Source organism: Prevotella pectinovora (assembly GCF_000834015.1).
GTDB lineage: Bacteria > Bacteroidota > Bacteroidia > Bacteroidales > Bacteroidaceae > Prevotella > Prevotella pectinovora.
On sequence record NZ_JXQI01000036.1, the window covers coordinates 1 to 21,554 of the forward strand.

Genomic DNA, 21,554 nt, shown 5'->3' on the forward strand with positions numbered 1-21,554 from the left:
CAATGTGATATTATACAAGAAAAATTTCTTGTTTCTCTCTAAAATGGTTATCTTTGCAGCGAATTCAGGTTATATAGCCAAATTGTGAAATGAGCAAGAAAAGAAGAAAGTCCGGCAGACGCATTGGTCTGCAGGCGATAACGCTATGTATAAGTACCGCAATGGTACTGATTTTATTGGGAATGGTGGTAACCTCCGTGCTTACGGCGCAGAATCTCTCCTCTTATGTGAAGGAGAACCTCACTGTGACGATGGTGCTGAGCGAGGAAGTTACCGATCCGCAGGCAAGGCAGATGACCGTTGCCCTGCAGAAGCTGCCCTATGTACACCGTGTGACCTACGTCAGCAAGGAACAGGTGCTCAAGGAGCAGACTGCCGCCATGGGCACAGACCCGAGCGAGTTTATCGGTGAGAACCCCTTTGTCGGTTCCATGGAGCTGCAGCTCAAGGCGGATTATGCCAACAAGGACTCGCTGAAATGGATTACCAAGAATCTTAAGGCTGACAGCAAAGTGACCGACATCACTTATCCGCAAGACCTCATGGACAGTGTGAACGACAATCTGCAGCGCATCAACCTGGTGCTGCTGGTGCTTGCCGTACTGCTCTCCTTTGTGTCGTTCTCGCTGATAAACAACACCGTGCGCCTCGCCATGTATGCCCGCCGTTTCCTGATCAACACGATGAAACTCGTGGGAGCGTCATGGGGATTCATACGCTGGCCGTTCGTCAGAAGCGCCATGTGGCAGGGACTGCTCGCCGCGGTGCTCGCCGATGCGGTGCTTGCCGGTGGAGTGTATGCCCTGTATATGTATGAGCCCGATGTGCTCGTGGTGCTCACATGGCAGGTGATGGCGATTACGGGAGTGTCGGTGCTGCTCTTCGGACTGCTCATCACGCTCTTCTGCTCATGGCTCTCGGTGAACAAGTTCCTGAGGATGAAAGCCGGAGACCTCTACAAGATTTAAGGCCCCTTGGCTGGCTCCAGCCTTAAGCGCCACTTCCCGGCCCTTGTCGGGATTAAATAAGACATACATTAAAAACGTTACATAATAATGGACAAGAGAAATTTTGCATTTGACCGCGTGAACTTCATGCTTATCGGCATCAGCATGCTGATAGTGATAGTCGGCTTCATATTGATGAGCGGCGGCGGTTCGACCGAAGAAAAGTTCGACCCCGAGATATTCAACACTATGCACACTACCGTAGCGCCTATAGTATGCTTCATCGGTTTCGTGTCGATGATATACGGAGTGATGAGAAAACCTAAAGACGATTAAGGCATAACATAAGGAATAGAAATGAATTGGTTTGAAGCATTGATCCTCGGTCTCGTGCAGGGACTGACGGAATACCTGCCTGTGAGCAGCAGCGGCCATCTGGCTATCAGCGCCACACTCTTCGGAGTGAACGGTGAAGACAATCTCGCATTCACTGTAATGGTGCATGTGGCAACGGTGCTCAGCACCCTCGTGATACTGTGGAAGGAGATTGACTGGATCGTGAAGGGCGTGTTCAAGTTCAAGATGAACGAAGAGACGAAATATTTCCTCAATATCCTCATCTCAATGATACCGGTCGGCATCGTGGGCGTGTTTTTCAAAGACACTGTGGAGGAGATATTCGGTTCCGGACTCCTCATCGTGGGCTGCATGTTGCTCGTAACAGCATTGCTGCTGATATTCTCATACTACGCCAAACCACGCCAGAAAGAGAAAATCAGCCTTAAAGATGCCTTCATCATCGGTCTCGCACAGGCAGTGGCAGTGATGCCGGGACTCTCACGCTCCGGCAGCACCATAGCTACAGGACTGCTGCTCGGCAACAAGAAAGAGAAGCTGGCACAGTTCTCCTTCCTCATGGTCATTCCTCCAATCCTCGGTGAGGCATTGCTCGACCTGCTCAAGGGACTCAAAGGCGAGCAGGCCTTCGGCGGAGTAGACACACTGCCACTCGTGGTGGGCTTCTGCGCCGCATTCATATCCGGATGCTTCGCCTGCAAGTGGATGATAAACATCGTGAAGAAAGGCAAGCTCGTATATTTCGGAATATATTGCGGCATCGCCGGTGCGGTGACCATAATCTGCTCATTTGCATAACAGAAAAGAACAGACATACAGATGAACTTCAACAAAGGAGAGATAATCTGCATCGACAAGCCATACCGCATGTCGAGCTTCGGGGCACTTGCCCACATCCGTTTTTTGATTTCAAAGAGGATGGGAGTGAAGAGGGTGAAGACCGGACATGCCGGCACACTCGATCCGCTTGCCACCGGAGTACTCATCCTATGCACCGGCAAGGCTACCAAGCGCATCGATGAACTGCAGGCGCACACCAAGGAATATACCGCCACGCTGCAGCTCGGTGCCACGACGCCAAGTTTCGACATGGAGCACACCGTTGACCATACCTATCCCACGGCGCACATCACACGTGAACTGATAGAGGAGACGCTGCCAAAGTTCGTGGGAGAGATACAGCAGGTGCCGCCTGCATATTCGGCATGCAAGATAAACGGAGACCGCGCCTACAAGCTCATGCGCGAAGGCCAAGACGTGCCGCTCAAGGCCAAGACCCTGCGAGTGGACGAGATAGAGATGACCCACTTCGACGAAGAGGCAATGCAGCTGTCTGTCAGAGTGGTATGCGGCAAGGGGACATATATCCGCGCCCTGGCACGCGACATCGGCGAAGCTCTCGGCAGCGGAGCCTATCTCACAGCCCTGCGGCGCACAAGGGTGGGCGATGTGAGAGTGGAAGACTGCATCACGCTGGATGACTTTCCGCAGTGGCTCGCTGAGCAGGACATAGAGGAGAACACAGAAGAAAATTGAAAATATATAAAGGTAAAGCAAGAATATGAAACTATCGCAATTCAAATTTAAACTTCCAGAGGAGCTTATCGCACTTGAACCGTCATACCATCGCGACGAGTGCAGGCTGATGGTGGTACACCGCAAGTCGGGCACCATCGACATGTTTCAGAAAGACGATAAGGGACATGAGCTGAAGGATGCAGACGGCAACCCCGTGTACATGGACTTCCGCAACGTGCTCGACTATTTTGATGAGCACGACGCATTCATATTCAACGACACGAAAGTCTTCCCGGCACGTCTCTACGGCACGAAGGAGAAGACAGAGGCAAAGATTGAAGTGTTCTTGCTGCGTGAGCTAAACGAGGAGATGCGCCTGTGGGACGTGCTCGTGGAGCCGGCAAGAAAGATAAGAATAGGCAACAAGCTCTTCTTCGACGAGAGCAGTTCGATGGTGGCAGAGGTGATCGACAATACCACAAGCCGTGGACGCACACTGCGATTCCTCTACGATGCACCACACGATGAGTTCAAACGCGACCTCTTCGCGCTCGGTGAGGCTCCGCTGCCACACTATATCGTGGACAGGAGAAAAGCCACCGACGAAGACCTGGACAGATTCCAGTGTATATTCGCAAAGAACGAGGGAGCTGTCACAGCACCGGCAAGCGGACTGCATTTCAGCCGTGAGCTGATGAAGAGGATGGAAATCAAGGGCGTGAACTTCGCATTCATCACCCTGCACTGCGCACTCGGCAACTTCCATAGCATAGAGGTGGAAGACCTCACCAAACACAAGATGGACTCCGAGCAGATGCACATCGGAGCCGAGGCATGCAGCGTGGTGAACGAGGCAAAGCGCAATGGCAGACATGTATGCGCCGTGGGTACAAGTGTGCTCAAGGCTACAGAGACCGCCATCGGCACAGACAAGATGCTGAAGGAATATGAGGGATGGACAAACAAGTTCATCTTCCCTCCATACGAATGCGGACTCGCCGACACTATGATTGCCAACTTCTATCAGCCGATGTCGCCGCTGCTCATGGCAACATGCGCTTTCGGAGGATACGAACTGATAATGGAGGCATACAAGAAGGCGGTGGAAAACGGCTACAAGTTCGGATGCTACGGTGACGCCATGCTGATTTTGAACGACTGACGCAGATGATAGCATATCTTTCTTTGGGAACAAACCTCGGCGACAAACGCAAGAACATCGCCGAGGCAATAAAAAATATCGGAGAGCTGGTTGGCGACGTAGTGCGCCAGTCAGCTCTTTATGAAACGGAGCCTTGGGGCTTCAGGTCAGACAACCGCTTCGTCAACGCTGCCGTATGTGTGGACACACAGCTCTCACCCCGCCGGCTGCTCGAAGTGACACAGCGCATAGAGAGGGAGATGGGGCGCACGCTGAAATCCGACGGCGGTGAATACCACGACCGCATAATCGACATCGACATACTGCTCTATGGCGACCTGCATATCGATGAACCCGACCTGAAGATACCGCATCCGCTGATGCACGAGAGAGACTTCGTGATGACGCCACTCAATGAAATAATGGAGGAATAACAAGAAATGGGTATAGAAAAAGGTATATTCAAGAGAATGGAACTGCTCGTCGGCGAGCGTGTGATGCAGAAAACCGCTGAGGCACGGGTGATAATCTTCGGCGTAGGCGGAGTGGGCAGTTGGTGTGCCGAGAGTCTTGTGAGGTCTGGAGTCAGACATCTCACCATCGTCGACTCCGACAGGGTGTGCATAACCAACGTGAACCGCCAGCTCATGGCAACCACCAAGACCATCGGACGGGTGAAGGTTGAGGTGCTCAAGGAACGACTGCTGGAGATAAACCCTACGGCAGAAATCGTTGCCCTGCAGAAAATCTACGACGAGACCACTGCCGGCTCTTTCAATATCGGCAGCTACGACTATATCATCGACGCCATCGACAGTCTGAAAGACAAGGCATTGCTGATTCTGGAGGCTTGCAAGACCGATTCGGTGCTTCTCTCCTCTATGGGAGCAGCACTGAAGATGGATGCGAGCAAGATTGCCGTTGCCGAATTCTGGAAGGTGAAAGGCTGTCCGTTGGCACGTGCGTTGAGAAACAAGTTCCGCAAGATGAAGGTGCGTCCGGCACATAAGTTCAAATGTGTATACAGCGATGAGCTCCTGCATAATCTCGGCACCAGCTTCACCTGCGGTACAGACCAGTGTGTATGCTCCAACAAAGAGGAGGTGTCCGGCGACCCTGCGCTTGCCGACCATAACTGGAACAATTCCAAAGCGCAGATAAACGGTACTGCGGCACATATCACGGCGATTTTCGGTTTCACCCTCGCCAGCCTCGTAGTAAACGACCTCTATCAGAAGGGACTTGCCGAGGCAAAAGACGCGGAATGATAGGTCTTGGTATCTTTGCCTTTGCGTGAACATTAGCGTGTCAGATTCTAATTTCCCCCCAGGGGGATAAAAACGAAAAAGCCACCCGTTTGGGTGGCTTCTGTATTTTGTATAACATTACTGACATTCACTTTCTTTTCTTTCTTTTTTGACCGTTACCCACGTGCCTGTTGCTGTATTTACAGCAAACAGGTGTGACTAACTAAAATCAAACAACTAATCTTACCTAAATCTATAATAACCTAACTAATAATCGTTTTCAATCCCCTTGGGCATCATTCAATCCTTGAAAAACAATCTTTTATCTTTACCTTAATCCTTTTTCCCACCGCTTTTCATAGCGGGGGAATCATACCTATCTTCTTCGTTATCCTTGCCGTCGAGCGGCTTTAAACAATCCTTTACCACTAATTACCTATTTCACAATCTTTCATTACCTAATATTTCTATGGTCTTTCTGTTATCCTTATCTTTATTATCATCAATGACCAACTTTGTTATCCTCAATCTTCATTACCTGAAAAACTATCGTTTCCTTGTTTCTAATACCTTTCTGGTCATCTCTGCGTCTTTGTTATCCTTCCTTCAATCTTTGTCTTTTACCTTCTAATGGCCTATTTCCAATCTTCTTTACCTTTCTAATAACCTATCTTCAATCTTTTTACCTCTAATAACCTATCTGTTTGTTATTTCTTCTATTGGCGTTGTGGAGGTCTTCTTGTGTGCCTCCTTGTTTGTTTTGACGTTGCAAAGATAGTATTGTTTGCGCACACAACAAACAAAAACATGCTAAATAACATACTTTTCCATAATATCTTGATGTAAATCAAAGTATTTTTGTTATCCACACAAATGCAAACGATTTCTTCTTTTTTCCTGTTGTGTTCATTGGGTTAAACCCAAATCGGTCATTAGGGCTTGCTTGGATTTTGATTTTTTAGAAGGATGGATTTTGTTTGGCTTTTAATGAGTAATAGCGAGCTATTGCGAATTAAAAACAAGCAAAAGACGCCTTATAAAAAGCAAAAGACTGCAAGCAGTTATAAAATATTACATTGAACGGCCTAATGACCGTTTTGGGTTAAAAGACAAACAAAATCCACTCTTCTAAAAAAAACAATATCCAAGCAAGCCCTAATGCCCGATGTGGTTTAAACCAAAAATAGGAAGACAACATGTAGTCATGCCGGCTCCCTATTTTATGTTTTTGTTATCCTTTGTCCTTTTTACCTGTCTATGTCGATGCAAAAATATGAAATAAAGGTGGATGTTGTATCGCTTTCCGCCTTAAATCATACGTAAACGATTACATGCCAGACAGAGGCTTACTTGTCTACGCTCACCTTGTGGTTCATCCATTTCCCCCTGTAGATGCGAATGAGGAAGATGATTCCTCGGAACGTCAGTTCTATCGCCATTGCCGACCACACGCCAGCCAGTCCGTATTTCGGTGCCAGATAAGCAGCGAGCGAGAGGCGTATGAGCCACATGCTGCCGAAGTTCATCACCGACGGAATCTTCGTGTCGCCGGCTCCTATGCAGATGCAGTTGCCCACGATAGCTGCCGCGAACATCGGTTCGGCAAAAGCCTCTATGCGCAGTGCTCCGATGCCGAGCACTCTGATTTCCGTCACCGGTGTCATGATGCCTATCATTTCTGGTGCAAAGCAATACATTATAGCTCCCATCACCGCCATTATCATCATTCCCAGAGCCAGCGTCATATATGCGAACCGCTTCGTCAGGTCGTGTCGCTGCGCTCCCATGCTCTGTCCTATCAGCGTAGTGGCAGCCTCGCCGATGCCATATCCCGGCATGTAGCACAGGCTCTCTGCCGTGATTGCGAAGGTGTTGGCGGCGATGGCAAAGTTGCCAAGCGGCGCCACGATCATGGTGCTCACTATCTGTGCGCCGCTCATCAGCATATACTGTATCGCCATCGGAAAACTTATTCTTATGGCATTCTTGATATATCCGCGGCATGGTCTCCATATCCATCTCTCCCCTTTGAGCGATATCATCGGAGCCTTCCTCACGGCAATCCATATCAGAATCAGTCCGGTGACGAGAAACGCCAATGCCGTTCCCACGGCGGCACCCGTCAGTCCGAGTCCCAGTCCGGGCATGTGTATCGTCGTTCCCAGTATCGTGATGTCTCTCGTCGGGAATATGGCTATGAAATTGAACATCACGTCGAGCAGACACATCAATACGCTCATCATGCTCGGTATCTTCATGTTGCCCGAGCTTTTCAGCATTGCCGACGCCATCATGCCCACCATATATATAGGTAGGGCGATGCTGTAGACCAGGAAATAGCTTGTCGACAGCGGAGCGATGTCGCTTCCGCCTCCGAGCCAGTAGGGCAGAGGCTTTGCTATTGCCGCTCCTAATGCCATGAACAGCAGCGACATGACGGTCATCGCCATCAGTCCCAGACGGAACACCTGCCGCGTCTTCTTCTCATCGTTGGCACCTATGAAATGTGCCGCCTGCACCGAGAATCCCATTATCGCCGCCGATGCCAGTCCGCCGAAAAGCCATGTAGTGGTCTCTATCAGTCCTATTGCCGCCGAAGCCTTCGCTCCGAGCGAACCCACCATTGAAGCGTCGATGAAGAACATGAGTATCGACGACATCTGAGACAGTATCGACGGTATGCTGAGCTGCACGATGAGGCGCAGCTTGTCGCCGTCGGTCATCTCCTGTCCGTTGCGGATCATCGCCAGCAACTTGTTCTCTTTAGCGTTCTTTTGTGACATATTGATATCTTAGTTGACAAGTTCTATTTGTCTTCCCGTTCGTTTCCTTCCTCGTTCTTTTCTCTTTCCATGTCGCGTTTCGACTTGCTCTTTATCACGAGCCACACACCCAGACATACGAGCAATATGGCGATGCCCTTCTGCAGCGTCATCACACCCATGCCGGTCAGTATGCTGACCGTCACCGACACGGCAGGCTGCACATAGTTGTACACTCCCACCACCGTAGGGCGCAGCGTGCTCTGTCCTATCATCATGAGGATGTATCCGAGATACGTTCCGAAAACCACCACGAATGCCGATTCCCACAATGTCTTCGCCGGCACGCTGCCGAAGTCTATGCTTGCCACGTGTGGCATGGTGAACGGCAGGATGATGAGTGCAGCCCATGTGAACATCCATTTGTTCACCGTTATCACCGAGTATTTCCTCACCAGCTTGCTGAAGAGCGCCAGATAGAGGGCAAACGACAGCTGTGCCGCCATGCAGAGCAGGTCGCCACGCAGGTCGCCCACCTTGTCGCTCATAGCCGCGGCGCTCGACATCACCAGTGCCACGGCTCCCGTGCATCCGAACAACACTCCCAGAGCCTTCTTTCCGGTGATAGGCTCCTTCAGTATTATCGCCGAGAGAATCATGGCGAAGATAGGCATCGAGGTGGTCACCACGCTGGAGTTGATGGGCGACGTGATGCTCAGTCCCACGGTATAGCAGCATTGGTTGGTCACGAGACCGAAGATTCCGGCTGCTATGAACATCAGCTTGTCTTTTGTCGGCACGTGCTCACGTGTAGTGAACAGTGATGTTATCCAGAACAGGACTGCTCCTCCTGCCACACGGAACGACACCATGTCGAGTCCCGTCACGCCATGCGTCATGGCATCCTTGCCGAGCGGTGCCATCAGTCCCCAGAAAGCACAAGCAAGGAAGATGCTCAGGTGGGCAATCAAGACACGGCTATTGTTGCGTAAATTGTTCATTTTTTCCTTAATATCGTTAAATTGCGGCTGCAAAGGTACTTAATTATGATAGAAAACCTTATATTTGTAATTGATAAATCATTAAAATAGTTTGCTATGCAGAAATACGCGGATTACATACGTCAGATAGAGATAGACTCCCTGTGGAGCGGCAGAAAACACGTGATATGGAATCTCGACAGAAGGGTGAACATATTGAGTGGAGTCAACGGCGTGGGCAAGAGCACCATTATAAACAAGGTGGTGAAAGGACTCTCTGCAGGCGGAGAGTTTCCGAGCCATCTCCTCAAAGGCGTGCATCTCAAGGTGAGTCCCGAGGATGCCAAATGGATACGCTTCGACATCATCCGTTCCTTCGACAATCCTATGGTCAACCAGGAACTGCTCAGCAAGGTGGGCATCAGCCTCGTCACCGAGCTCGACTGGCAGTTGTACGTGCTGCAGCGCAAATATCTCGACTATCAGGTGAACATCGGCAACCGCATCATCGCCGCCCTGCAGAGCGGAGAACCGGATGCCGCCGAGCGCGCCCAGAAACTGTCGGAGCCAAAGAAGAAATTCCAGGACCTCGTAGACGACCTATTCGCCGACACCGGCAAGACCATCGTGCGCACGGCAAACGAGATATGCCTCACGCAGATAGGCGAGACCCTGCAGCCATACCAGCTGTCGAGCGGCGAGAAGCAGATGCTCGTCATCCTGCTCACGGTGCTGATAGAAGACCAGAAGCCATACGTGCTCTTCATGGACGAACCCGAGGTGAGCCTGCATGTGGACTGGCAGCAGCGCCTCATTGACATCATTCTGGAACTGAACCCCAACGTCCAGATTATCCTCTCAACCCACGCCCCGGCGGTGATAATGAACGGTTGGATGGACAACGTGACAGAAGTCAGCGACATCACCATGGACTGACCATCAGGAGGAAAACTCTATGAACAAGCGACTTACCCATAACCTCACTTCCGCCTATATTGAGGCGGCAAACCGGCTCAACTCCAAGCGTTCCCGCAAGCGCATCGTGGCATACGTGGAGAGCTATGACGACGTGTTCTTCTGGCGCACCGTGCTCAGCCGCTACGAAAACTCTACACGCTACTTCGAAGTGATGCTCCCCTCGCACACCACCCTGGAGCGAGGCAAGAAGTCGGTGCTCATGAATGAGCTCGGCGACCGCCTCGGCGAGTGTATGATAGCCTGTGTGGATGCCGACTACGACTATCTCATGAACGGAGCCACGCCAACCTCGCGTGCGGTGATATCCAATCCCTACGTGCTCCATACCTATGCCTATGCCATAGAGAGCTACCAGTGTTTTGCGCCGTCGCTACACAACGTCTGCGTGATGGTAACCCTGAACGACCATTCCATCTTCGACTTCGAAGACTACATGCGGCAGCTCAGCGAGGCGATATTCCCACTCTTCGTATGGTCGATATGGCATTATCGCAGAAGCATATACGGACAGTTCACCATCACCGACCTCAACCGCATCGTGGAACTCGGCGGCTTCTCCATCCACAACCCGCAGTATTCCATCGACAACATGCGCCGTAAGGTGCACAACAAGGTGAGACAGCTGCAGCAGCGCCATCCTGAAGCCAAGGAGTCGTATCTCGCCCTGAAGAGCGAACTCATCAGGATGGGCGTCACGCCGCAGACCACATATATGTATATACAGGGTCATCACCTCTTCAACAAGATAGTGCTGCCGATCCTGGGGCGCGTGTGCAACATCCTCGTGCAGGAGCGCGAAGGGGAGATACGCCGGCAGGCGGTACACGACACCCAGCGGCGCAACGAACTCTCGTGCTACACCAACAGCATTCAAGACATCACGCAGATGCTGAAGAAGAACATGGGATATATGGACTCCGAACCCTTCAGACGCATTCTTGCCGACGTGGAACGCATCTTGGGAGGTGCACACAATGAAGAGAATGTGCAAAAACAAGCACTCTAAACATTCAAAAACACAATAAAAAGTCATTTTTCTGCACATAATCCCTTGTTTATGTGCAGAAAATTATACCTTTGCACCGTTTTTTCAGCAAACTAAGCGGCATTTGCCGTATGCTTAAACACCGATAAGGCGCATAGGAGACGAGTCGTTCCGTCCGGAAAAGCGGTGGCTCGGCAAGCCGGAATCGGATTAATTTCAAACAAATCATAACAATAGAAAATTATGTCTTTTAATTTATTGAAAGGAAAGCGCGGTATTATCTTCGGCGCATTGAACGACGCGTCTATCGCGTGGAAAGTAGCAGAGCGTGCCGTAGAAGAAGGCGCTCAGATCGTGTTGACAAACACGGCAGTGGCTTGCCGCATGGGTACCATCGACGAGCTTGCCAAGAAGACCAACGCTACCGTCATCCCTGCTGATGCGACATCGGTGGAGGATCTCACAAACCTCTTTGAGAAAGCCCAGGAGGCAATGGGAGGCAAGATTGACTTCGTGCTGCACTCTTGTGCCATGAGCGTTAACATGCGCAAGAAGCGTACATACGACGATCTCGACTACTCTTTCCTGAACAAGACTCTCGACATCTCGGCTATATCATTCCACAAGATGCTGCAGGCTGCCAAGAAGCTCGACGCCCTGAGCGAAGGTGCTTCCGTGCTCGCCCTCACATACGTGGCTTCACACCGCACATTCTTCGGCTACAACGACATGGCAGACGCCAAGTCGCTGCTCGAATCCATCGCCCGCAGCTTTGGATATATCTATGGCCGCGAGAAGCACGTGCGCATCAACACCATCTCACAGTCGCCTACCTTCACCACTGCCGGCAGCGGCATCAAGGGTTTCGACGGACTCTACGACTTCTCCGACCGCATGTCGCCACTCGGTAACGCCAGCGCTGACGAGTGTGCTGACTACTGCGTAGTGATGTTCTCCGACCTCACCAGGAAAGTCACCATGCAGACCCTCTTCCACGACGGAGGATTCTCAAGCATGGGTATGTCGCTACGCGGTATGACGCAGTACAACAAGTCGTTCATCGACGACAACCGCGACGAGAACGGCAAGATCATCTACGGATAATCCGCTGCAATCAGCATAACCTCATAATCCCCAAACGGTCTAATGACCGATTTTGGATAAATACGACACACCCCATTCTCTCTGGCATTCCAGTTGAGGATGGGGTGTGTTTCATTATGTTTGTTGGTATATACCAGTTGTTTTCAAAGGCTGAAATACAGACTTTTGATTACTAAAATACAAGTTTCATTCCATGGAAACTTTGGGCACAGTCTTGGGCACCACCCGTGCCCACTTGGGGCAAGGTGCTTGCCCATGTTGAGAACGCTGCTTGCCCCACTCGGGCAAGCGTGCTGCCCATTTCCTGAAGTTTTGTTATCTTTTCCAATGATTGTGGCTTGGTGATTTGTATCTTTGCTCTTTGATAATGGCAATATACTGCTTTTTATCCAATAATTGTGCTGTAGTGGATAAAAAAGCCGGTTTTTATCCACTACGATGCTATTTAGTGGCGAAAAAAATAATAACTAGTTATGATTTGATGAGAAATGGAAAAATTTCGTGCTGGCAAACCATCCAGACAATTGAAAGCAATTGTCAGGTCTGTATTTATCTGTATGCCAGTGTATTATGAGGTAAAACCAGACAATCTGACAGTTTTGGACGAAATTTTGTTTTTTCCTATTTTTAGACGAAATCAGTCAGCAGCCACTTCCATACAGGCACTACATCAATATACAGTTTGTCTTCGACGATGTGGTCCTTTTCGTCGTATTTGCATGATTTTATTTACCGCTAATAAATAAAAACAGGTGATTTTGTTTACTGTCAATAAATAAATTGTGGCTTTGTGCCGGGCATGTGGTATGGATATTCTTGTCAAAAAAGCAAGAATCGGAATATGCCAGATACGTTTGACATATTCCGATTCTGTTGGTTGGGTCATGAGTATGCCGTCGCTATTGCGACAGGTTGCTCATTCTTTTGCCGTCCGGTCCTTGTCTTCAAGAGAAGGACGTGGCGGGTATTAGTTGTCTGCACCGAAGAGAGGATCCTCTGGCATTACCATTATAGGCTTCTGGTCGGCGAGCTTCAGGATTTTCTCAGAAGCATATTTTCTGTCCACTACGAGACGGAACATATACTCGTTGAACCACTCGTTGGTCATAATCAGACAGCCCTTGTGTCCCCACTCAGGTCCCCAGCTGTTCTCCACCTTCCACTTTGTAGGTTTGCCCTGAGCGTCGAGGTCGACAGCCACGAGAGTCATGGCGTGTGTAGAACCGCTGTCGAATGTGGCGATGCGGTCAGCCTTGTTCATTGGGAATGTTGTAGAGAAGAGCGAACCGTAGTCGAAGTTGTTGATGTCGCTGTATCCGCGCTTGCCGTCGAGGAACTTGCCCACGTCGTAAGAGCTGTACATCTTCTTGCCGTCCTTCAGAGATGCGATGGCGAGGTTGGCAATCTCGTCCATAGGCAGGTTGAGATATTTCCAGTTGTGTCCGTCGTATGTGTGGCGGTCGAAGTCCACCTCGTAAGTCTTGTAGTATTCGCGGCGAGGGTCGTTCATTACCATGATGAATGTGCCGTTGAGAGTCTCCTTGCCGGTCAGTTCCTTGAAGAACGACTTAGGAGTGTATTTCTTGGCCTCCAGCGCCTTGCCGTTCTTGTCTTTGAAAGCGAATGTGAACTCTGTCACAGGCTCGCCGAGAGTGAGTTTCAGCATGTGGTAGATAGTGCCGAGCATGTTGGTCTTCTCTGTCTGGATAGCCTGCTTGGATTTCTTCTCAGCCACCATCTTGCGCAGCTTCAGTCCGTATTCGCGCAGTTTTGAAGATACGAGAGCAGCCATCTTGCTGGTGTTCTCAGCAGAGTAAGTCTCCGGCATCACGCTTGTCGGCACCACGCCATACTTCTCGGTGAGGTCGGCAACACCGCAGAAGGTACCGCCGTCGTTGATTGGGTTCTTGAAGAAGAACTGCACTCTTGTGTCGTCCATAGGCTTGCCGGCGCAGTCGATCACTCCCTGCAAGAAGAGGTTAGCCTTCTCCAACTGGTCGTAGAAGAAGAGGTAGTCTTGTGAAAGCTCCACCTTGAGCGAGTCGCTCTCGTGTGCGAAGTTACCGCGGATCACGTTGAATCCGCTGAACATCCAGCATCTTCCGCTCTGCTTCTGGTTCATGATGCTCTGCGCCTTGGTCTCCACGCTGAAGTGAGTGTCGAACTCTCCTGCATTGGCGAAGTTCTTTGCCAGGTCGTTGATGTTGTTGGCTGCGATGGCGTTGAAGATAGCCTTGTCTGCCGCACCCTTCGACTGTGATCCCTTGATCTGCTGGAGCATCTGCTGCGAGATGCCGCCGTCTTTCTTCTGTGCCGATACGTTCATCGACATTGCTGCGAGCATCAGGCCCGCGAGGAAAATTTTCTTGTTCATTTTTCTTTTATCTGTTTATATTGTTTTTCTCTTTCTTTCATTAGAGTGTTTTGCATGTCAGCAATATGCTGTCGGTTAACAGGTGAAACGTTTCGCCCGTATGCTTCTTCTGTCGTTCTCAGCTTCTCCTATTGTGGCGGAACTCTCGTAGAATTGCACTTGTGGACAGTCGGGCGGCAGGTTTCTTTGCCGTGTGTTTTCCCTTTTTGCCTTATTTGTCAAAGTTGTTTCCATTCCAGCAATCCCTTGCCCAGGTCGTCGAGTTCGATGGCGAGGGCTATGGTCTTGCGTTTGTCAGCTTTGAACGGCTCGGTGTAACGGTTGTCGGTTATTTGCTTTTCGGCAGCGTTGACACCTCCGTTCTTCGTGAGTTTCAATTCCATTACATATATAAATGTACTGTTTTCAGCCACGATGTCAATCCTTCCTGTAGAAATCATTTTCTCCACTTCCACCCTCAAGCCGATGGCATTCAATATAGTGCTTATGATGAGGCGGTAGCGCTCTTCCATATCCATGCTCGCAAGCTTCTTGTTGCTGTATGGCACATCGGCGACGAGCGCCTTCAGCTGTTTCATCGCCTCGGGCATGTTGCCGTTGTAGAGGTTAAGATTCAGGAAAGCCTGTGCCGACTGTATGTCGCTGCCTTTTCGCATCGCCAATGCAGGAAGAACCATCTCGTAGAGAGCCTGTCTCACCTCGTGGTTCGGTATGCCGAGCATGTATGTGCCTCCGGTGTATCCTTTTATCGTGAGGTATCCCGACTGATACATGAACAGCTCCGCTCCTCCACCGGTAACGTCGGAAGATTCTATTGTGGTGCTGATGATGGCGCATTGGTCGAGGTCTTTCAGTCTGATCTCCATGTCGTTGACAAACTTGGCGAGGGCTGTTGTGGCACCGGAAGATGCCCAGAAACTCCGGAGATCTTTTGTCGCTAAGGCGTGTACGAGACTATATGGGTTATAGACATCAATCATATTCTTGCGGCAGAAATGATATCCGTCATAATACGCCTTCAGCTGGCGCAAGGTTTCCTCCGTAGTCCATCCGTTGGCTTCAGCCATCTGGTTGATTTCAGGCATGAAATTGTCGGCAAGCTCCTGCTGCGTGATGCCGCAAATGCCGGCATATTCAGCATCGAAACTGATGTTCGACAAGTTGTTGAGTACCGAGAACAGTGAAATCTGTGTGAATTTCGTTATGCCCGTTATGAAGACAAAGCGCTCAATCTCGTCGAGAGTCTTCAATACAGAGAACACGCTGCGGTATACCCGTGTGCAATTCTCATGTTCAGGAGTCTTCCACGAATGCTGAAGGGGAGAGTCGTATTCGTCGATGAGAATCACCACCTGTTTGCCCGTCATCTTGTTTGCCGTTTCTATAATATTGCTGAAACGCACCGTGAGACTTGCCGTGTCGGGGAGTTTCGTTTCGTAGAGCTTCTCGTATTTTGAGAACACGAAGTCGAGATAAGCCTCAAGGTCTTTGGCGTTGTCGCTGCCGTTGCTCATGTCGAGGCGTATCACGGGGTGGCAGGTCCAGTCCTTTTCCATCTCCATGATTTTCAGACCCTCGAACAGTTCTTTCCTGCCTTCGAAATAGCATTGCAGAGTATCGACAAGCACCGACTTGCCGAATCGTCTGGGACGACTCAGATAGTCATACCTCGCCCCATTGTTGGCAAGATTCCATACCATTTCGGTCTTGTCAACATAGAGGTAGCCCTCTTCTCTGATTTTCTTGAACGACTGTATTCCTACAGGCAGTTTTCTCTCGTTTGTCTCCGTCATGACAGCTTTGTTTTTCATCGTTTTGCTCGCCGCTCTGCGGCACTGGCGGTAAGGCATTGCAAATATAAGACAATTATTCGACAGAGCAATGAAAAGCATTGAAAAATAGTTCATTATCATTGATTTGTCGGGAATGTGGAAGATTGAAGGCACTGTGATGGGGCTTTTGAAAAATAAATTTGCCATTGTCGGGAAAAATCAGTACTTTTGAAGAAATTTTCCTTTTTGCCAATTTGAGGCAGTCTGCCGTAGTGTGGAAGCCTGCCGATGGCGGGAGATGGAACAATGAGATAATACAAACGACATGAGTTTCGCAAGTGTGGGCTGCCCGCCATGTGGTAGTGGGGTTAACGCTTGCGGTGTCATGACAAACCACAGGTATCAGAAAATACATATATGAGCGACGAGACAAGAGATGACGAGACAAGAGACGACAATGAGTTGACCCGAAACAACGACGGCGATATGCCCGGAGACGGCGAAGCCATGGCAGCCGGCAGCGAGGACCAGCCGGCTGGCGAGGGCAGCGATGGGCAGACAGACAACGATGCCGACGACCAGCCTGCGGAGCATTCCGACTACAAGCCGACGAACCGCTTCGATGCCTCCGCCGTACATCACCTGAGCGGTATGTACAAGAACTGGTTTCTGGATTACGCCTCTTACGTAATCCTGGAGAGAGCCGTGCCGCATATCGAAGACGGACTCAAACCCGTGCAGCGACGTATCCTGCACTCCATGAAGCGCATGGACGACGGACGCTACAACAAGGTGGCAAACATCGTGGGACACACCATGCAGTTCCATCCCCACGGCGACGCCTCTATCGGCGACGCCCTGGTGCAGCTCGGACAGAAAGACCTGCTCGTTGACTGTCAGGGAAACTGGGGAAATATCCTCACCGGCGACCGTGCCGCCGCACCGCGATATATAGAGGCGAGACTCTCTAAGTTTGCCCTCGACGTGGTGTTCAACCAGAAGACCACCGACTGGCAGCTCTCCTACGACGGCAGAAACAAGGAACCTATCACTCTGCCTGCCAAGTTCCCGCTTCTCCTGGCACAGGGAGCAGAAGGAATCGCCGTGGGACTGTCGTCAAAGATACTGCCCCACAACTTCAACGACATCTGCGATGCCGCTGTGAGCTATCTCCATGGCGAGCCGTTCCAGCTGTATCCTGATTTCCCCACTGGCGGCAGCATCGACGTGAGCAAATACAATGACGGACAGCGAGGCGGAGTGCTCAAGGTGAGAGCAAAGATAGAGAAACTCGACAACAAGACCCTCGTCGTCCGCGAGATACCGTTCGGCAAGACCACTACAACGCTTATAGACTCAATACTGAAAGCAATCGAGAAGGGAAAGATAAAGGCGCGCAAAGTGGACGACAACACAGCCGCCGAAGTGGAGATACAGGTGCATCTCGCCCCGGGAGTGTCGTCGGACAAGACACTCGACGCCCTATACGCCTTCTCCGACTGCGAGATGAACATATCGCCAAACTGCTGCGTGATAGAGGACGACAAACCACAGTTCCTCACCGTCAGCGACGTGTTGCGCAGTTCGGTGGAGCGCACAAAGGCACTCATACGCAAGGAACTTGAGATACGCAAGGCGGAGCTGCTCGAACAGCTGCACTTCGCGTCGCTCGAAAAGATATTCATCGAGGAGCGCATATATAAGGACAAGAAATTCGAGAACGCTCCCGACATGGACGCTGCATGCGCACATATAGACGAAAGGCTCACGCCATACTATCCTCAGATGATCAGAGAGGTGACAAAGGACGACATCCTGCGCCTAATGGAAATCAAGATGCAGCGCATCCTGAAATTCAACAAAGACAAAGCCGACGAGCTGATGGCGAAGATAAAGGCGGAGATAGACAGCATCGACCGCGACCTCTCGAACATGGTGGAGGTGACGGCAGCCTGGTTTACATACCTCAAGGAAAAATACGGCAAGAACCATCCCCGTCTCACCGAAATCCGCAACTTCGACACCATCGAGGCGACTAAAGTGGTGGAGGCGAACGAGAAACTCTATATCAACCGCCAGGAAGGCTTTGTGGGCACTGGTCTGAAGAAAGACGAGTTCGTGTGCAACTGTTCAGACATCGATGACATCATAATCTTCTATAAAGACGGAAAATACAAGGTGATAAAAGTTGCCGACAAGGTGTTCGTGGGCAAGAATATCATTCATGTAGCCGTGTTCAAGAAGAACGACAAGCGCACGATATATAATGTGGTGTATCGTGATGGAAAGCAGGGCAACTACTATATCAAGCGCTTTAATGTGCCTACCGTGACACGCGATCGCGACTACGACCTGACGCAGGGCAAACCAGGGTCAAGAGTGAACTATTTCACAGCCAATCCTAACGGTGAGGCAGAGATAATCAAAGTGACGCTCGACCCGACGCCGAAACTCAAGAACATATTCATAGAGAAGGATTTCTCGAAAATCCTCGTGAAGAGCAGAACGGCAATGGGAAACATACTGACGAAATACCCTGTGCACCGCATCTCGCTGAAGAGCCACGGACACAGTACGCTGGGCGGCAGGAAGGTGTGGTTCGACGCCGACGTGAACCGTCTCAACTACGACGACCACGGCACTCTGCTCGGCGAGTTCAACGAGGGCGAGCATATCCTCGTGGTGCTCAAGAGCGGAGAATACTATATGACCAATTTCGATGCCAACAACCACTACGAGGACAACATCATGAGGATAGAGAAATTCGTTCCTCATAAGGTGTGGTGTGCCGTGGTGAGGGATGCCGACCAGGGCGGAACGCCATATATCAAGCGTTTCCTTTTCGAGATGACAAAACGCAGGCAGAGCTATATCGGCGAGAACCCGAAGAATGAACTGCTGCTGCTGACCGACACTCCGGCTCCACATCTGCTTCTCACATTTGGCGGCAACGATGCTTTCAGAGGAACGCTGGAACTGGATGTCAACGAATTCGCCCTCGTCAAGGGATACAAGGCAAGAGGCAAACGACTCACCACCTTTGAACTTGCAAAGATCGAAGAACTGGAACCTGTAGCTGCCGAACCGGAGGATTCTGAACCTGCTGATGGCGGCGATGTGCCGCCGGCAGATGCTGACGGGACAGCCGATAATAAGGCTTCGGAGAATCTCGACCCGGATGCAGGCAAGTCGAAACAGCAGATAATAGACGAGATAACAGGGCAGCTGAGTCTTTTCGATGAATGACGATGACACACGGCTTATACCCGATTCCCAATAGCGATACACAACAATGAAACATCTACGGCAGTATGTCAGGAAACCGCAGAGGATATTGCTTCTGGCAGTCCTCTCGCTTATGCTTCCGCCATTGTGCGGAAGCGGTCTGTCGTGTCATGCCCAGAGCAACGACAGCGTCGCCTGGTCAAGAGGCAAGGTGATAACGAACACGAGACTTCTGGGAGTGGGAGGCGTGAACGTCCTTGATACCTATCTCTCGCCGGAGAAATATTCGGGTACGGAGCTTCGTTACATATCACAGACTGTCCGCGGAAGCGAACATCGGAAGTGGCGCCGACTCATCGTGCATCAAGGCATGGCATCGTTTTCCCGCAACCGTGCCGACAATGCCAACGAAATGGCTGGTTCCTACGATTTCTGCTATGGTTTCCTGCGCCGATGGACGCTCTTCGGCGACAGACTGACCGTCAGAGCCGGCGGTATGGCGGATGCCAATATCGGATTCCTCTATAATACCCGCAACGGCAACAATCCGGCACAGGCTCGTCTGAGCTTCGACATCTCCCCAGTGGCGATGGCTGCATACAAGTTCACTGTAGCGGGAAAACCATTCACGCTGAACTATGAGGTGAGTGTGCCGCTCTGCGGACTGATGTTCAGTCCCAACTACGGACAGTCGTATTATGAGATATTCTCAAAAGGCAACTACGACCACAACGCAGTGCCCACGACATTCATCGCCACACCCTCGCTGCGCAATACCCTCTCTCTCGACTTCAACATTGCCAAGACTACTCTGCGCCTCGGATATATGGGCGACTACAGACAGGCAAAGGTGAACAATCTGAAATATCACAGTTACTCACATCTGTTCGTCATCGGAATGACGCGGACGTTCAGACTAACAAGACTGCAGCCATGAGAAAGATAACCCATGCATTGTTGCTGCTCGCCATGCTGCTCTCCGTGGCGGTGTCATTCCCGTCGTGTGTGGATGAGGAGGAGATGAGTGACACGCCACGCGGAAACTTTGAGGCGCTATGGAAGATAGTTAATGAGAGATACTGCTTTTTCGACTATAAACGGCAGGCATACGGTCTCGATTGGGATGAGGTACACGACCGCTATTCCTGTCAGATTGACGACAGGATGAACGACGAGCAGCTCTTCGAAGTGTTGGGAAACATGCTCGGCGAACTGCGTGACGGACATGTCAACATGTATGCCAGTTTCAATTCAGCACGCTATTGGCGATGGCATGAAGACTATCCCAAGAATTTCAGCGACTCGCTGGAGCGCCGCTATCTCGCCACCGATTATCGTATAGCCGGGGCGCTGCGCTATCGCCGTCTCGACGACAACGTGGGATACATCCGCTGCTCATCTTTTGATGCAGCCATTGGCGACGGCAACCTTGACGACGTGCTGATGTATCTCGCTCCATGCAATGCCCTTGTCATTGACATCCGCAACAATGGGGGAGGGCAACTCACTATGGCGGAGCGTCTGGCTGCACGGTTCATCAACAATGAGACACTTGTGGGATATATGCAGCATAAGACAGGAACGGGACACTCCGACTTCTCATCCATGAGAGAACAGAGACTGAAACCGTCAGGCCGTCTGCGTTGGCAGAAGAAAGTGTTTGTGCTGACAAACCGTTCTGTATACAGTGCCGCAAACGAATTCGTGAAATACATGAAATGTGCTCCACAATGCATCGTTGTCGGCGACAAGACGGGGGGCGGAGCAGGGATGCCTTTCAGCAGCGAACTGCCAAACGGGTGGGGAGTGAGGTTCAGTGCATGCCCCATGTACAACCGCGACAGGCAAAGCACGGAATTCGGCATAGAACCAGATTACAATGTGCAGATTTCCGATGCCGACATGGCTCTCGGCATCGACACGATAATAGAATTTGCCCGTATGCTGGCAAGGCAATGAAACAGGCATTGAAACCCCATTTTGATAACATTTAACGAGAATGCGGCACGTAAATGTTGGAAAAAGTGTAACTTTGCAAAATGATTTCGTCAGAATAATGACGATTGACAATAAGAATACAGGCAATTAAGAATCAGGATACTGACATTTGACGGTCAGGATGCTGACAATTGAGAAAAGAAAATAAATAAAACCTATATAAGAT

At 50.6% G+C, this 21,554-nt stretch carries 17 protein-coding genes; 13 read left to right on the plus strand and 4 right to left on the minus strand.

Annotated elements, in window-relative coordinates; genetic code table 11:
- The first annotated feature begins 89 nt into the window (after positions 1–89).
- The 7 genes from ST42_RS04850 (at position 90) to ST42_RS04880 (ending at position 5,231) form a co-directional block, all read left to right on the plus strand.
- Positions 90–968 (plus strand): cell division protein FtsX, encoded by an 879-nt coding sequence (locus tag ST42_RS04850; protein ID WP_042520112.1) that lies wholly within the window; start codon positions 90–92, stop codon positions 966–968.
- A gap of 87 nt (positions 969–1,055) precedes the next feature.
- Positions 1,056–1,283, plus strand: coding sequence for a DUF3098 domain-containing protein (locus ST42_RS04855; RefSeq protein WP_022316286.1), 228 nt, complete (start codon positions 1,056–1,058; stop codon positions 1,281–1,283).
- A 21-nt stretch (positions 1,284–1,304) separates the two neighbouring features.
- Positions 1,305–2,102 (plus strand): undecaprenyl-diphosphate phosphatase, encoded by a 798-nt coding sequence (locus tag ST42_RS04860; protein ID WP_044072603.1) that lies wholly within the window; start codon positions 1,305–1,307, stop codon positions 2,100–2,102.
- 21 nt (positions 2,103–2,123) lie between these two features.
- Positions 2,124–2,840 carry a tRNA pseudouridine(55) synthase TruB gene (truB, locus tag ST42_RS04865; RefSeq protein ID WP_022316284.1) on the plus strand — a complete coding sequence of 239 codons (717 nt, stop codon included), beginning with the start codon at positions 2,124–2,126 and terminating at the stop codon, positions 2,838–2,840.
- Between the two features lie 25 nt (positions 2,841–2,865).
- Positions 2,866–3,984 (plus strand): tRNA preQ1(34) S-adenosylmethionine ribosyltransferase-isomerase QueA, encoded by a 1,119-nt coding sequence (gene queA / locus ST42_RS04870; RefSeq protein WP_022316283.1) that lies wholly within the window; start codon positions 2,866–2,868, stop codon positions 3,982–3,984.
- A gap of 5 nt (positions 3,985–3,989) precedes the next feature.
- Positions 3,990–4,397: a 2-amino-4-hydroxy-6-hydroxymethyldihydropteridine diphosphokinase gene (gene folK, locus ST42_RS04875; protein WP_042520110.1), complete on the plus strand. Its 408-nt coding sequence runs from the start codon at positions 3,990–3,992 to the stop codon at positions 4,395–4,397.
- A gap of 6 nt (positions 4,398–4,403) precedes the next feature.
- Positions 4,404–5,231, plus strand: a complete 828-nt coding sequence (locus tag ST42_RS04880) for a tRNA threonylcarbamoyladenosine dehydratase (RefSeq protein ID WP_044072605.1) — start codon at positions 4,404–4,406, stop codon at positions 5,229–5,231.
- Positions 5,232–6,556: 1,325 nt separating this feature from the next.
- Here ST42_RS04880 and ST42_RS04885 read toward each other — a convergent pair.
- Positions 6,557–7,993 carry an MATE family efflux transporter gene (locus ST42_RS04885; protein WP_044072606.1) on the minus strand — a complete coding sequence of 479 codons (1,437 nt, stop codon included), beginning with the start codon at positions 7,991–7,993 and terminating at the stop codon, positions 6,557–6,559.
- A 23-nt stretch (positions 7,994–8,016) separates the two neighbouring features.
- Entirely contained in the window at positions 8,017–8,973 is a 957-nt protein-coding gene (locus tag ST42_RS04890; protein ID WP_044072607.1) for a DMT family transporter, read from the minus strand.
- A 96-nt stretch (positions 8,974–9,069) separates the two neighbouring features.
- Here ST42_RS04890 and ST42_RS04895 point away from each other — a divergent pair, with 96 nt between their 5' ends.
- The 3 genes from ST42_RS04895 to ST42_RS04905 all read left to right on the plus strand — a co-directional run bounded on the left by ST42_RS04895 (position 9,070) and on the right by ST42_RS04905 (position 12,019).
- The gene (locus ST42_RS04895; RefSeq protein ID WP_022316278.1) at positions 9,070–9,888 is read left to right on the plus strand and encodes an AAA family ATPase; all 819 of its coding nucleotides are present in this window, start codon (positions 9,070–9,072) and stop codon (positions 9,886–9,888) included.
- A gap of 19 nt (positions 9,889–9,907) precedes the next feature.
- Positions 9,908–10,936 carry a DUF4435 domain-containing protein gene (locus ST42_RS04900; RefSeq protein ID WP_042520105.1) on the plus strand — a complete coding sequence of 343 codons (1,029 nt, stop codon included), beginning with the start codon at positions 9,908–9,910 and terminating at the stop codon, positions 10,934–10,936.
- Positions 10,937–11,158: 222 nt separating this feature from the next.
- Positions 11,159–12,019: an enoyl-ACP reductase FabI gene (locus tag ST42_RS04905; RefSeq protein WP_044066071.1), complete on the plus strand. Its 861-nt coding sequence runs from the start codon at positions 11,159–11,161 to the stop codon at positions 12,017–12,019.
- A 967-nt stretch (positions 12,020–12,986) separates the two neighbouring features.
- On the opposite strand, the gene ST42_RS04910 is transcribed toward ST42_RS04905, so the two are convergent.
- Positions 12,987–14,393, minus strand: a complete 1,407-nt coding sequence (locus ST42_RS04910; RefSeq protein ID WP_022316275.1) for a C1 family peptidase — start codon at positions 14,391–14,393, stop codon at positions 12,987–12,989.
- A 218-nt stretch (positions 14,394–14,611) separates the two neighbouring features.
- Positions 14,612–16,204, minus strand: coding sequence for an ATP-binding protein (locus ST42_RS04915; RefSeq protein ID WP_231556915.1), 1,593 nt, complete (start codon positions 16,202–16,204; stop codon positions 14,612–14,614).
- A gap of 378 nt (positions 16,205–16,582) precedes the next feature.
- Here ST42_RS04915 and ST42_RS04920 point away from each other — a divergent pair, with 378 nt between their 5' ends.
- From ST42_RS04920 to ST42_RS04930, 3 genes are read left to right on the plus strand one after another with little or no spacing between them, the layout of a single operon-like run.
- A complete protein-coding gene (locus ST42_RS04920) occupies positions 16,583–19,411 on the plus strand; it encodes a DNA gyrase/topoisomerase IV subunit A (RefSeq protein ID WP_231556917.1) in 2,829 nt (942 codons plus the stop codon).
- 46 nt (positions 19,412–19,457) lie between these two features.
- A complete protein-coding gene (locus ST42_RS04925; RefSeq protein WP_156139297.1) occupies positions 19,458–20,327 on the plus strand; it encodes a DUF3316 domain-containing protein in 870 nt (289 codons plus the stop codon).
- Positions 20,324–21,349, plus strand: coding sequence for a S41 family peptidase (locus ST42_RS04930; protein WP_044072609.1), 1,026 nt, complete (start codon positions 20,324–20,326; stop codon positions 21,347–21,349). The genes ST42_RS04925 and ST42_RS04930 overlap by 4 nt, the downstream gene beginning before the upstream one ends.
- Positions 21,350–21,554: the final 205 nt, after the last annotated feature.

What these genes read in the sequence shown, in the direction of transcription:
- ST42_RS04850 (WP_042520112.1), top strand. Translation starts at nt 90, where the DNA reads ATGAGCAAGAAAAGAAGAAAGTCCGGCAGACGCATTGGTCTGCAGGCG.
- ST42_RS04855 (WP_022316286.1), top strand. Translation starts at nt 1,056, where the DNA reads ATGGACAAGAGAAATTTTGCATTTGACCGCGTGAACTTCATGCTTATC.
- ST42_RS04860 (WP_044072603.1), top strand. Translation starts at nt 1,305, where the DNA reads ATGAATTGGTTTGAAGCATTGATCCTCGGTCTCGTGCAGGGACTGACG.
- truB (WP_022316284.1), top strand. Translation starts at nt 2,124, where the DNA reads ATGAACTTCAACAAAGGAGAGATAATCTGCATCGACAAGCCATACCGC.
- queA (WP_022316283.1), top strand. Translation starts at nt 2,866, where the DNA reads ATGAAACTATCGCAATTCAAATTTAAACTTCCAGAGGAGCTTATCGCA.
- folK (WP_042520110.1), top strand. Translation starts at nt 3,990, where the DNA reads ATGATAGCATATCTTTCTTTGGGAACAAACCTCGGCGACAAACGCAAG.
- ST42_RS04880 (WP_044072605.1), top strand. Translation starts at nt 4,404, where the DNA reads ATGGGTATAGAAAAAGGTATATTCAAGAGAATGGAACTGCTCGTCGGC.
- ST42_RS04885 (WP_044072606.1), bottom strand. Translation starts at nt 7,993, where the DNA reads ATGTCACAAAAGAACGCTAAAGAGAACAAGTTGCTGGCGATGATCCGC.
- ST42_RS04890 (WP_044072607.1), bottom strand. Translation starts at nt 8,973, where the DNA reads ATGAACAATTTACGCAACAATAGCCGTGTCTTGATTGCCCACCTGAGC.
- ST42_RS04895 (WP_022316278.1), top strand. Translation starts at nt 9,070, where the DNA reads ATGCAGAAATACGCGGATTACATACGTCAGATAGAGATAGACTCCCTG.
- ST42_RS04900 (WP_042520105.1), top strand. Translation starts at nt 9,908, where the DNA reads ATGAACAAGCGACTTACCCATAACCTCACTTCCGCCTATATTGAGGCG.
- ST42_RS04905 (WP_044066071.1), top strand. Translation starts at nt 11,159, where the DNA reads ATGTCTTTTAATTTATTGAAAGGAAAGCGCGGTATTATCTTCGGCGCA.
- ST42_RS04910 (WP_022316275.1), bottom strand. Translation starts at nt 14,393, where the DNA reads ATGAACAAGAAAATTTTCCTCGCGGGCCTGATGCTCGCAGCAATGTCG.
- ST42_RS04915 (WP_231556915.1), bottom strand. Translation starts at nt 16,204, where the DNA reads ATGAAAAACAAAGCTGTCATGACGGAGACAAACGAGAGAAAACTGCCT.
- ST42_RS04920 (WP_231556917.1), top strand. Translation starts at nt 16,583, where the DNA reads ATGAGCGACGAGACAAGAGATGACGAGACAAGAGACGACAATGAGTTG.
- ST42_RS04925 (WP_156139297.1), top strand. Translation starts at nt 19,458, where the DNA reads ATGAAACATCTACGGCAGTATGTCAGGAAACCGCAGAGGATATTGCTT.
- ST42_RS04930 (WP_044072609.1), top strand. Translation starts at nt 20,324, where the DNA reads ATGAGAAAGATAACCCATGCATTGTTGCTGCTCGCCATGCTGCTCTCC.